This is a genomic window from Geminicoccus sp. (assembly GCF_036263595.1).
Taxonomy (GTDB): domain Bacteria; phylum Pseudomonadota; class Alphaproteobacteria; order Geminicoccales; family Geminicoccaceae; genus Geminicoccus.
The window spans coordinates 1-12,455 of the sequence record NZ_DATAGQ010000239.1 but is presented as its reverse complement, the minus strand read 5'-3'; the positions used below and the strand labels follow the sequence as shown (position 1 = coordinate 12,455).

General features: G+C 62.7%; 8 protein-coding genes, 1 tRNA gene and 1 pseudogene. 7 read left to right on the top strand and 3 right to left on the bottom strand.

Going from position 1 to position 12,455, the window contains the following annotated elements:
* Window positions 1-495: 495 nt before the first annotated feature.
* Window positions 496-846 carry a hypothetical protein gene (locus VHL31_RS25785; RefSeq protein WP_329664117.1) on the top strand — a complete coding sequence of 117 codons (351 nt, stop codon included), beginning with the start codon at window positions 496-498 and terminating at the stop codon, window positions 844-846.
* Window positions 847-1,089: 243 nt separating this feature from the next.
* On the opposite strand, the gene guaA is transcribed toward VHL31_RS25785, so the two are convergent.
* Window positions 1,090-2,634, bottom strand: a complete 1,545-nt coding sequence (gene guaA, locus VHL31_RS25780; protein WP_329664116.1) for a glutamine-hydrolyzing GMP synthase — start codon at window positions 2,632-2,634, stop codon at window positions 1,090-1,092.
* A gap of 185 nt (window positions 2,635-2,819) precedes the next feature.
* On the opposite strand from guaA, the gene VHL31_RS25775 reads away from it, so the two are divergent.
* The 5 genes from VHL31_RS25775 (at window position 2,820) to lon (ending at window position 9,154) form a co-directional block, all read left to right on the top strand.
* Window positions 2,820-2,904, top strand: a tRNA-Leu gene (locus VHL31_RS25775).
* A 76-nt stretch (window positions 2,905-2,980) separates the two neighbouring features.
* Window positions 2,981-4,357, top strand: coding sequence for a trigger factor (gene tig, locus VHL31_RS25770; RefSeq protein WP_329664115.1), 1,377 nt, complete (start codon window positions 2,981-2,983; stop codon window positions 4,355-4,357).
* A gap of 222 nt (window positions 4,358-4,579) precedes the next feature.
* Complete coding sequence (gene clpP / locus VHL31_RS25765; protein ID WP_329664114.1) at window positions 4,580-5,179, top strand: ATP-dependent Clp endopeptidase proteolytic subunit ClpP; 600 nt, start codon at window positions 4,580-4,582, stop codon at window positions 5,177-5,179.
* 178 nt (window positions 5,180-5,357) lie between these two features.
* On the top strand, window positions 5,358-6,617 hold the full coding sequence (gene clpX / locus VHL31_RS25760) for an ATP-dependent Clp protease ATP-binding subunit ClpX (RefSeq protein ID WP_329664113.1): 1,260 nt from the start codon (window positions 5,358-5,360) through the stop codon (window positions 6,615-6,617).
* A 137-nt stretch (window positions 6,618-6,754) separates the two neighbouring features.
* Window positions 6,755-9,154, top strand: coding sequence for an endopeptidase La (lon, locus tag VHL31_RS25755; protein WP_329664112.1), 2,400 nt, complete (start codon window positions 6,755-6,757; stop codon window positions 9,152-9,154).
* A gap of 526 nt (window positions 9,155-9,680) precedes the next feature.
* On the opposite strand, the pseudogene VHL31_RS25750 reads toward lon, so the two are convergent.
* Together VHL31_RS25750 and VHL31_RS25745 are read right to left on the bottom strand one after the other, a co-directional pair.
* Window positions 9,681-11,000: pseudogene (locus VHL31_RS25750) on the bottom strand (integrase core domain-containing protein).
* Window positions 11,001-11,046: 46 nt separating this feature from the next.
* Window positions 11,047-11,175, bottom strand: a complete 129-nt coding sequence (locus tag VHL31_RS25745; RefSeq protein WP_329664111.1) for a hypothetical protein — start codon at window positions 11,173-11,175, stop codon at window positions 11,047-11,049.
* A 944-nt stretch (window positions 11,176-12,119) separates the two neighbouring features.
* Here VHL31_RS25745 and VHL31_RS25740 point away from each other — a divergent pair.
* Window positions 12,120-12,455: transposase (locus VHL31_RS25740; protein WP_329664110.1), on the top strand; the 336-nt coding region annotated here is incomplete at its 3' end.

Below are 12,455 nucleotides of genomic sequence, written 5' to 3'. Positions count from 1 at the left end.
CAACGCCGTCGCTGCCCACCCCGTGAAGGTGGAACGACTGCTTGCCCAGATCGATGGCTACAAGGTCGAATGACATGCTTCCCTCCGTCAGTTGGCCACCTATCGTGGCCGGGAAGCGGGAGGCGTCCATTCCATAACATGAAGCCTGGTGTGATAAGCACGCCCATGCTGCCTGCTCATGGCGACGCCATCATCCCGCCGCTTTCCGCCCGAGCGCCGTTGGGAAGGATCGGCACACGGAGGATATCGCTGACGTCGCCGTATGGCCCTGCACCGATGAAGCGCAGTTCCTCACTGGATAGTCTATTCTGGTGGACCGAGGCTTCACGATCCCCGGACCCCGTTGATGGTCCCGCCTGCAGCTGGACTGGTGCAGGCGGCCCGGCGAAGTAGGTGTAGCCCTTCCATCAACAATTGCTCGTTGAACCAAGCGCCTGCTTCAGAGTTGATCGTCATCATCCTGCCAGACATCCGACGCAAGACGGAGGGATCCTCATGACAGTTCGCAAGTTCGCCATGACCGATGCATCGTTCGAGCGCTCGCCTGGACAGGATGGAGAGGTGTTCGCGGGCAATGTGGTCGACCAGCGCCACGGTGGGCCGATCACCATCGGCTTCGGCCGCTACGGGCCAGACCAGAGCATCGACGTGACGCTCGCCGTTGACGACGTCATGGTGGTCTTAGAGGGGCGGTTGTCGGTATCGACGGCCTCCAGCAAGGCCAGCGCCGGTCCAGGCGAGATCATCTATATGCCCAAGGGCCAGTCGGTCACCATCCGTTCACATGAACACGGGGCGGTCACCGCCTACGTCACGTATCCGCACTGGCAGGAGGCGCTTGAGTAAGCGGTCTAGTCAGTACCATCAGCACACCTGGATGAACGTCGGCTTTCGGGTAGCTGTCACGACCCTTTGAAGATCAGAAGATCGCGCGAAACGGACCCGCCTTTGTGGACGCTGTTCAGCGTCAGCCTGCGTGCCCTTTGAAGCGCCTTCACATCATCCTGGAAACGGGTGGAGGTCAGAGCTGCAAGTTCAGACATGGAGAACATTTGGCACCGAGACTGCGCCATTCCGACGTTTGTTCCCTCACTCCCACTCGATCGTGCCTGGCGGCTTCGACGTATAGTCATAGACGACGCGGTTGATGCCTCTCACCTCGTTGACGATGCGGCTGGCCACGCGCGTCAGGAAAGACGATTCGAACGGGTACACATCCGCTGTCATGCCATCCTCCGAGGTCACGGCGCGCAGGGCGCAGACGCGCTCGTAAGTCCTGGCATCTCCCATGACGCCAACCGTCCGGACCGGCAGAAGTACCGCGAAAGCCTGCCAGATCCGATCGTAGAGACCGGCAGCACGGATCTCCTGGAGATAGATGCGGTCGGCCTGCTGCAAGATCTGCACGGCTTCGGCCGTCACTTCGCTGGGGATGCGCACGGCGAGGCCCGGGCCGGGGAAGGGGTGGCGTCCCACGAATGCTTCAGGCAGGCCGAGCTCGCGGCCGAGCAGTCTGACCTCGTCCTTGAACAGCTCGCGCAATGGCTCGACGAGCTTCATCCGCATGCGCTCCGGAAGACCTCCTACATTATGGTGCGACTTGATCGTCACCGAGGGGCCTCGGAACGACACGCTCTCGATGACGTCCGGGTAAAGCGTGCCCTGCGCCAGGAAGTCGGCGCCTCCAAGCTTCGTGGCCTCGCGTTCGAATACGTCGATGAAGGTAGCGCCGATCGCCTTGCGCTTCTTCTCCGGATCGGTGATGCCCTTGAGCTTGCCAAGGAATTCGTCACCCGCGTCGACGGCCACCAAGGGGATGTTGAAGTGGCCCCGGAAGAGATCGACGACTTCCTTGGCCTCGCTGTGGCGCAGGAGCCCGGTGTCAACGAATACGCAGGTGAGCTGCTCGCCGATCGCCTCGTGCAGCAGCAACGCCGCCACGGCGCTGTCGACGCCACCGGACAGGCCGCAGAGCACCCGCCCGTCGCCGACCTGCCTGCGGATCTGCGCGACCGCCTGCTCCTTGTAGGCGCTCATCGACCAGTCCCCGGACATGCGGCCGATCCGGTAGACGAAGTTCTGGAAGAGCTTGGCCCCGAACGGCGTGTGCACCACCTCGGGGTGGAACTGGACCGCGTAGAACTTCCGCTCCTCGTCCGCCACGGCTGCGAACGGCGAGGCGTCGGACACCGCGAGGATCGAAAATCCCGGGGGCAGCTCCGTGACCTTATCGCCGTGGCTCATCCAGACGGGCGCGGATTCACCTGGTTCCAGGATGCCTTCGAACAATGGGCTCGCCTTTTCCAGGCGGATGTCTGCCCGACCGAACTCCCGATGCGACGAGGGCTCTACCCTACCGCCAAGCTGCGCCGCCATTGTCTGCTCACCGTAGCAGATGCCCAGCACCGGCACGCCCAGCTCGAAGACGGCGTCGGGTGCGCGAGGGCTCAAGGCCTCGGTGGTCGACGCCGGGCCGCCGGAGAGGATGACAGCCCCTGCACCGAAAGACCTGACTTGGTCGTCGGACACGGTGCAGGGGAGGATTTCGCAGTAGACCCGAGCCTCGCGGACGCGCCTCGCGATGAGCTGCGTCACTTGCGACCCGAAATCGAGGATGAGCACGCGGTCGGTCATGGTCTGGTCCGTTCAGGGTGAGCGGTTCCTAGCGCGGATCAGCTCGCGAGGCATCCTCCAGCTGTGCAACCGCCCGTCATTGCCGGCCGGGTTGAGCCGGCGGCGGAACGCTGCTATGGAGCGCGACCTTCGCGGCCAGCCGGCATCGAGGATCCGCGTGCATGCCCTAACCAGGGCGGGACGTCGCGGACGTGGTGGAATTGGTAGACACGCAGGATTTAGGTTCCTGTGGGGAGACCCGTGAGGGTTCGAGTCCCTCCGTCCGCACCAGAGCTAGCCGGCCGCAAAGCCTATGGAAGCCGGTGGCCGAACCTGGTCGCCGGCATTGGTCGTTTCGAGGGCGCTCATGCAGGTCACGCAGGTTTCGGCCGACGGTCTCAAGCATCATCTGAAGGTGGTGGTCCCGGCCGCCGACATCGAGACTCAGGTCACCCAGCGGCTGGACAGTCTTGCCAAGACTGCCCGGTTGCCCGGCTTCCGCCCGGGGAAGGCGCCGGTCTCTCTGCTGCGCAAGCAGTATGGTCGTTCGGTCGTCGGCGAGATTCTCGAGAAGAGCATCGATGCTGGCTCGAAGCAGGCCATCGCGGACCACCAGCTGCGTCCGGCGTTGCAGCCCAAGGTCGAGGTCACGTCGTTCGACGACGGCAAGGACCTGGAGTTCGAGCTGCATGTCGAGAACCTTCCCACGCCTCCCGAGGTGGATCTCGCGGCGATCCAGCTGACCCGCTATGAGGCTGAGGTCGCGCCTGAGGTGATTCAGAAGGCGCTCGACGACATCGTGAAGGGCAATCGTCCTTATGCGGAGCCGGCCGAGCCCCGTCCCGCCCGTGCCGACGACCGCGTGACGATCGACTTCGCGGGCAAGATCGACGATGTGCCGTTCGACGGCGGCACCGGCAAGGACATGCCGGTGGTGATTGGCTCGGGCATGCTTGTCCCGGGCTTCGAGGACCAGTTGATCGGCACGTCTGTTGGTGACGAGAAGGTCATCTCGGTGACCTTCCCGGAGGACTACGGTGCCGAAAACCTCCGTGGCAAGGCAGCGACCTTCGACATCAAGGTGAACAAGATCGAGGAGCCGGGCGAGGTCGTCGTCGATGACGAGTTCGCAAAGAAGCTTGGTCAGGAGAGCGTCGAGAAGCTTAACGACGCGATCAGGCAGCGCTTCGCCCAGGAGTATGGCCGGGCCACCCGCATGAAGCTCAAGCGGGCGCTGCTCGACGTGCTGGCGGAGAGCCACCAGTTCGAGGTGCCGCCGGGCATGGTGGAGATAGAATTCGAGGCGATCTGGCGGCAGTTGACCGCCGAAATGCAGCGGATGGGCCAGACCTTCGCCGACGAGGGCAAGTCCGAGGACGAAGCCAAGGAAGAGTATCGCAGGATCGCCGAGCGCCGGGTGCGGCTGGGCCTGCTCCTCTCGGACATCGGGACGAAGAACGAGATCAAGGTCGAGAACAAGGAACTGCAGCAGGCGATGATCGCCCAGGCTCAGCGGTTCCCTGGCCAGGCGCGCCAAGTCTTCGAGTTCTACCAGAAGAACCCATCGGCCCTCGAGCAGCTGCGGGCGCCGATCTTCGAGGACAAGGTCGTCGACTTCATCATCGACAAGGCCGCCGTGACGACCACCACGGTCACGCCGGACGAATTGATGAAGGAAGCGGACGACGAAGACGACGAGCCCATGACCTCGGCAGGCGTCCAGGAGGACGCGGCGGCTTCCTGATCTTCGGTTGAAGTGTTTGAACTGGCCAGCTACCAGGGCGTGAGAGGCCGCCGTATGAACGCGCTGCGTTCGTACGGCGATTTCCGTTTCGGGGCGGCAGCGCCGATGTCGAAGTCCTGGATGAAGCTCATGCTTCAACTTCGGGAAAGAGACGCTACATATGGTGTGACGAGCCTACGCGTCACCGGCGCGGATGATGAGGGACGGGAAATGCAGGGTCCGATGGCGCAGCTGGTTCCCATGGTGGTCGAGCAGACCAGCCGCGGCGAGCGTGCATATGACATCTACTCGAGGATGCTCAAGGAGCGGATCATCTTCCTGATGGGTCCGGTCGACGACGGTCTCGCGAGCGTGGTGACCGCTCAGTTGCTCTTCCTCGAAGCCGAGAATCCCGAGAAGGACATCGCGATCTACGTCAATTCGCCAGGCGGCATCGTGACGGCAGGCCTCGCGATCTACGACACCATGCAGTACATCAAGCCGGATGTATCGACCATCTGCATTGGGCAGGCTGCGAGCATGGGCTCGCTCCTGTTGTGTGCCGGGGCGCCCGGAAAGCGCTACGCCCTGCCGCATGCGCGTGTCATGACTCACCAGCCGTCCGGCGGCTTCCAGGGGCAGGCAACGGATATCGAAATACATGCCCGTGAGATCATCAACATGCGCCAGCGCCTGAACGAGATCTACGTGCGGCATACCGGACGGACCCTGCCCGAGATCGAGGCCCGGATGGAGCGCGATACCTTCATGAGTGCCGTGCAGGCCAAGGAATTCGGCCTGATCGACGAAGTCTATGAGAAGCGGGACGTGAAGGTCGCGTGACCGATCGGTCACAGTCTGCTAGCCATCCTGCGTGTGTTTGCAGGTTGTCAATCAGGCAGCTGGCATGTTGTTGTCCTGGAACGGAGCGGGTGCCTCAGCGTTTGTTCCGTCCGACAGTTGAACCCGAGTCCACTGGCGCGTACCATCCAACCATGACAGCTACCGAGTCGCCCGATCGATGAGCAAGTCCGGCGGGGAATCCAAGAATACCCTCTACTGCTCGTTCTGCGGCAAGAGCCAGCACGAGGTTCGCAAGCTCATTGCGGGTCCAACCGTGTTCATCTGCGACGAATGCGTCGAGCTGTGCATGGACATCATCCGCGAAGAGAACAAGTCGGCGGTAGCCAAGAGCCGGGCGGGCGTGCCCACGCCGGCAGAGATCTGCTCGATCCTGGACGACTATGTCATTGGGCAGTCCCAGGCAAAGAAGGTCCTCTCGGTCGCCGTCCACAACCACTACAAGCGGCTGGCGCATGGCACGAAGGGTGGCGAGGTGGAGTTGGCGAAATCCAACATCCTCCTGATCGGCCCGACCGGGTGCGGTAAGACACTCCTTGCCCAGACCCTGGCGCGCACGCTGGACGTCCCGTTCACCATGGCGGACGCCACCACGCTTACCGAGGCTGGCTATGTCGGCGAGGACGTCGAGAACATCATCCTGAAGCTGCTTCAGGCGGCCGACTACAACGTCGAGCGGGCACAGCGCGGGATCGTGTACATCGACGAGGTCGACAAGATCAGCCGCAAGTCCGAGAACCCGTCGATCACGCGGGACGTTTCGGGTGAGGGTGTGCAGCAGGCGCTCTTGAAGATCATCGAAGGTACGGTCGCCTCGGTGCCGCCACAGGGTGGGCGCAAGCACCCGCAGCAGGAGTTCCTGCAGGTCGACACCACCAATATCCTCTTTATTTGTGGCGGTGCCTTCGCTGGCCTGGACAAGATCATTGCTACACGCGGCAAGCCTCGCTCGATGGGCTTTGGTGCCGAGGTCCGTGGGCCGGACGAGCGGCGAACGGGTGAACTGTTGGCCGAGGCAGAGCCTGACGACCTGCTGAAGTTTGGGCTGATTCCGGAGTTCATTGGCCGTTTGCCGGTGATCGCGACGCTTCACGACCTGGACGAGGCCGCCCTGGTCCAGATCCTGAAGGAGCCCAAGAACGCCCTGGTAAAGCAGTACCAGAAGTTGTTCGACATGGAGGGTGTCAGGCTGTCCTTCCAGGAAGACTCGCTGAAGGCGATCGCCAATCGGGCCATCCAGCGCAAGACCGGCGCACGAGGACTGCGGTCGATCATGGAGCAGATCCTGCTCGATACGATGTTCGATCTGCCGTCGATGAACGGGGTGACCGAGGTAGTGATCAACCGGGAGGTCGCAGAAGGTCGCGCGAAGCCGCTCACGGTCCATAGCGAGCCCCGTCAGGACGCAGCAGCGTCCTGACGGTCACGCCGCTCGGCTGATTCGACGTCACGGCCACGGTTTCGTGGCCGTTTGACGTTCTTGAAACCTTTGTCTGCTATAGCCACGTCTCTGGTCGTGATCATGGGGTGGCCTGGCCGCCCTAGAGACGAGGTACCATGAGCGAGCAAGCGCTAGGCAATCTTTATCCCGTTCTGCCGTTGCGCGACATCGTCGTCTTCCCGCACATGATCGTTCCGCTCTTCGTCGGGCGCGAGAAGTCGATCAAGGCGCTCGAAGAGGTGATGAAGGACGACAAGCAGATCCTGCTCGTTGCCCAGAAGAACGCGAGCCAGGATGATCCCGGCAAGAATGACATCTACCGCGTAGGCACGGTCAGCTCCGTGCTGCAGTTGTTGAAGCTTCCCGACGGCACGGTGAAGGTCCTGGTCGAAGGCGTCGCTCGCGCCGAGGTCACCGGCTTTGAGGACAACCCGAATTTCTTCCTGGTTCGGGCCGAGGCGATTGACGACGATGCTTCCGAACCGCGCGAACTGGAGGCTGTGGCCCGTGCGGTGGTCGGGCAGTTCGAGCAGTACGTGAAGCTGAACAAGAAGGTCCCGCCGGAGGTCATGGTCTCGTTGAGCCAGACCGAGGATCCGGCCAAGCTCGCCGATACGATCGCCGCCCATCTTGCGCTGAAGATCTCGGACAAGCAGGAACTGCTTGAGACCCGTTCGCTCGCCGAGCGGCTGGAGAAGCTGTACGGGTTCATGGAGGGAGAGATCTCGGTTCTCCAGGTGGAGAAGCGGATCCGGTCGCGCGTGAAGCGTCAGATGGAGAAGACGCAGCGCGAGTACTACCTTAACGAGCAGATGAAGGCGATCCAGAAGGAGCTGGGTGAGCTCGAGGACGGCCGCGACGAGGCATCGGAGCTCGAGGACCGCATCAAGAAGACCAAGCTCTCGAAGGAAGCCCACGACAAGGCCATGGGCGAGCTGAAGAAGCTCCGGACCATGAGCCCGATGTCGGCCGAAGCCACGGTCGTGCGCAACTACCTGGACTGGATGCTGTCCATTCCATGGAAGAAGCGGTCCAAGATCAACAAGGACTTGAAGCGCGCCCAGGAGATCCTTGACGCCGATCATTACGGCCTGGAGAAGGTCAAGGAGCGGATCGTCGAGTACCTTGCGGTGCAGCACCGTGTAGACAAGATCCGTGGACCGATCTTGTGCCTGGTCGGCCCTCCGGGCGTGGGCAAGACGTCGCTGGGCAAGTCGCTGGCCAAGGCCACCGGGCGGAACTTCGTGCGCTTCTCGCTCGGCGGCGTCCGGGACGAGGCGGAGATCCGTGGCCACCGGCGGACCTATATCGGCTCGATGCCCGGCAAGCTCATCCAGAGCATGAAGAAGGCTAAGACCAGCAATCCGCTGTTCATGCTGGACGAGATCGACAAGATGGGCGCCGACTTCCGCGGTGATCCGTCGGCGGCGCTGCTGGAGGTGTTGGATCCAGAGCAGAACGTCAACTTCAACGACCATTACCTGGAGGTCGATTACGATCTCTCGGACGTGATGTTCGTCTGTACGGCGAATACGCTGCGCATGCCGCAGCCGCTGCTCGACCGCATGGAGATCATTCGGATCCCAGGTTATACCGAGGACGAGAAGCTCGAGATCGCCAAGCGCCACCTCATTTCCAAACAGGCCGAGCAGAACGGGCTGAAGAAGGATGAGTGGATTCTTGAGGACGACGCGGTGATCTCGCTGGTGCGGTACTACACCCGCGAGGCGGGTGTCCGCAGCCTGGAGCGCGAAATCGCGAACCTGGCGCGCAAGTCTGCCAAGGAGATCGTGCTCGAAGGCGTCAAGTCCGTGCGGATCGACGCCGAGAACATCGAGAAGTATGCCGGCGTCCGCAAGTTCCGCTATGGCGAGGCGGAACTGGAAGACCAGATCGGTGCCACCACCGGCTTGGCCTGGACGGAGGTGGGCGGCGAGCTCCTGACGATCGAGGCGGTCACCGTGCCCGGCAAGGGCAAGATGACCATCACCGGCAAGCTTGGCGACGTGATGCAGGAGTCGATCCAAGCCGCGCGCTCCTATGTCCGCCACCGTTCGGCTGCGCTCGGGATCGAGCCGGACCTGTTCGAGAAGATCGATATCCACATCCACGTGCCTGAAGGCGCCACGCCGAAGGACGGTCCGTCGGCTGGTATCGCCATGGTGACGTCGATCGTTTCCGTGCTCACGAAGATCCCGGTTCATGCAGCCGTGGCGATGACGGGTGAGGTGACGCTTCGTGGCCGGGTGCTGCCGATTGGGGGCCTGAAGGAGAAGCTGTTGGCCGCTCTCCGCGGCGGGCTGAAGACGGTGCTGATCCCCAAGGACAACGAGAAGGACCTAGCGGACATTCCGGAGAACGTGAAAAAGAAGCTCGAGATCGTCCCTGTCTCGACAGTCGACCAAGTGCTGGCGCGGGCGCTGATCCGACTGCCGGACCCGCTGCCGGACGTCCCGTCGCCGGAGGCAATCGCCGCTGTCGCGGAGAAGTCGGGTACTGGCGCTCGCCCTAACTGAGCGGGTCCACTGCAAGCGCTGACACACGGGCCTGCGGAGCAATCCGCAGGCCCTTTTTCATGTTCTGGAGCCAGAGGTTGGTCCATCAGGCTGTCGGTTGCCATTGTCTTCAGCACTGGCATCCAAGGGGGCACGGGGGGAGCCTGTGGCCTGAACGGACCAGCAGCTACGATTGTCAGACAGCCTGTGCTTGGCATTGCGGGGCAGCTTCGGGTGTGGCAGGCAACAGGTCGCCCGCCGACATGAAGCGCTGTAGGCCCCGAGCGTGAGCAGGAACCGCTTCAGAGGGAGGAAGCATCGGGTGGTCCACCTTGGAGTTTCCTTCGTCAGACCGGACACTCCGTGGGTTGGCAGGCGGCTCTGCGCTATGCGCTGGGTAAGCGATTACCGGGGCCAGCAGCCAAGTGCTGCGCAAACAGGCCGCACACATGGCTGCACCTGACGGACGTCGAGCGTCAAAACAACCTTGCGCGGCTGGACCCATCCACACATGCACCCCGTTTGAACCGGACAGGGTCTAGGTTGGTTAGGCACCGAGTCTGCGGAAATGAGCGGATGAATGGATGCGTAGCGTCGGGTGCGGGTGGATGGTGTTGTACTCGTCGAACCAGGCTGGCAGCAGCCCGGGGGCGGTAGCGGCATCCGGCAGGATCGAGAGCCGCAGGTAGTCCCGCCGGAATGTCTTTGTGAAGGCCCTGGCGATGCCGTTGCTCTGGGACGAGCAGACAGGGTGCAGGCCAAGGGCGGTGGCGGGGTTGCGGGCGCCCTTGGCGATGTAGGCGCTGCCCCTCGACGGTCTCCTGACCGTCGTCCTTTCAGGAAGCGGATCAATCGGCTTCTGCCGATCGATTGTCCGACAGCCACTCCACCGGTCGAGGCATCTTCAGGCTGCCAAAGCGCTTCCCGACGCAGGCGGGGCCATGAGGTCCTGGACCAGCATCCGCAGCAGGCGGATGCTTCATCTCCAAAGGAGCCAGCGTCAGGAGACGCTGGAGGCTTGCCGGAGACACCGGCCGTGGTGGTCCACCAAGCAATGATCTCCTGGTCGCAGGCGTCGACCGCGAACAGGATGCGAACGATCTCGCCGCTCTGGCAGGTGAGTTCGAAGTGAACGCAGCATCATCATCCGTCAGCAGACGGATGATCCGCTTCCTGCAAGGACAGCGGTCAGGTAATTGCCGAAGGCGGACAATGGAGGTCAGGGCAATTACCACGCCGTCATGGGGCGGCCGACTTGGCAGGCTGTGTGACGCTGCAGGACGAGACCATGCTTCTGCAGGATTCAAAGCACGCGCCTGGCGTTCACCTTTGACAAATCCTCGCGTTGTAGAGGGCGGTTCAAGAGCACGGAGTTGCGCCGAAAGCCGTATGACGGACGCTCCATCGACCAGTTGGCGGATCAGCGGCAGCAGCCGGCAGTCATCGGCCTTGTAGTACCGTCCGTGTGGCTTGGCCGAGCGCGCTTGTCGCTAAATCAGGATGGAGCGGGCGATGCCCAGGGTGGCGATGACGGCGGTTATCGCGATCCGATCGCGAACCGTCCCAGCAGGCGCTCCAACGCGCACACGCGCTTTTCCAGGTACCGGACATGGGTCCGCCCGACCACCGGCTCATCCGCCGCCTGAATAGCTTCGAATCCACCTTTCAGCACCCGGTGCCGCAGTTGAACAGCATGCTCGGCGAGATGCCGGCCTGGCAGGCGATCAAGGACACGCTCATGCCGGGCTGCATGCTCTCCTCGACCAGGCGTATCTTCTGGGGGCCGACACCGGCGCCGTCGCTGCACCGACGTTATCACCTCGACACGCGGCGGAAGTCCGTCCGGATCGAAAGCTATCGTCCCTATCCGAAGGCGTATGCTTATGCCTTATCGGCTATCCACCTTGTCTGGTTCAAATGGGGTACAGTCCATGAGGCGTCCTGATGGCGCCAATGCGCCGCTTGACACAGGCGATCATCAGGTCCTGCACGATCTTGCCGTTCCAGCAGGCGAACACCAGGGTGTCCGAGCGCAGGGTCACAACCTTGCATCATGGGCTTGCTGACGGCGACGGCCGATATGCTTGGCGATCAGCAGGCACCCCTTCTCCGGGCCTACAGGTCGACCCGATCCCGCACGTGACAATGGCAACGGGGTACAAGCAGGGCTGGGGCCACGTCAGGAGGCGCTCATCGTTCAGCTGCTGCTGTTTCGTGGGCGCCCTGGTGACCGACCGCAGACTCGTTGGCCGCCGACGGGCAGACCTGCACCACGACGCGCTCATGGTCATGATCATTTTTTGCTTCCTTCGGCATCTTCGCCACGTGGAACGTAGAAAAGTGGGGGCAGAGATGTGAAGGACCGCTATCGTGATCGGTCGTGCTGCGGATGGCCCGGCGCCGCCTGGTCCAGCCGTTGCACGAAGTGATGACCTGCTGCCCAGGCTGCAGCCAGGCGCTCGGGCTGCCTTGGCTGCAAAAACTCGGAACAGGTGCCCAGTCCGTTCCAGTGAGGAACCTGGAGAGCATTCTGCTCCCCAGTACCCATCGCTGTGTTCCAGGGCCGCTGGTTCAACGTGCCTGGGATGAGTGATACTGAGCATCAATCGGAGTGAAACGTTCGGAACGGGATCATAGCACCGCTCGAGAGCGGCTGTTCAAGCCGAACGGTGTCATGTTCTTTGTTCGAGGCGACTGGATTGCCGCCTATCACGCTGCGGCCGCGAGCATCGGCGGCGGGTCCTGGCAGAGATGAATGGCATCATCGCGCTGCTCGTCCTGGACGGCCCGTGATCGCCAGCATCATCAGGTCTCACATCCGGCAATGCCTGCCGATGTGCGTCCACCCAGGTGCCATCGTGGTGCTGACGGACTGGCGACTGACAAGATCGACGGCATACAAGAAGCGGTGCGGAAGCCGGACCGGCACAGGACTGTCGGGATTTTCGTGCGGTGGCGGGCATGATGGGCGTGAAGGAGGCCCGACATGCCGAGACGCAAAGAGCCGAAGATCCCGGACGCGATCCTGGACCAGTTGCTAGCTGGTGCTGATCCAAAGACAGCTTTCGACCCGAACGGTTTGCTTGACAAGCTGAAGAAGGCGCTGGCTGAGCGGGCGCTGAATGCCGAGATGGACCACCACCTGGGGTCGGAGGAGGCGGACAACCGCCGCAACGGCTACGGCCGCAAGACGGTGGTGACCGACACCGGCAAACTGGACCTGGAGGTACCACGGGACCGCCAAGCGAGCTTCGACCCGCAGCTGATCGCCAAGTACCAGCGGCGCTTCCCGGGCTTCGACGACAAGATCGTCTCGATGTAC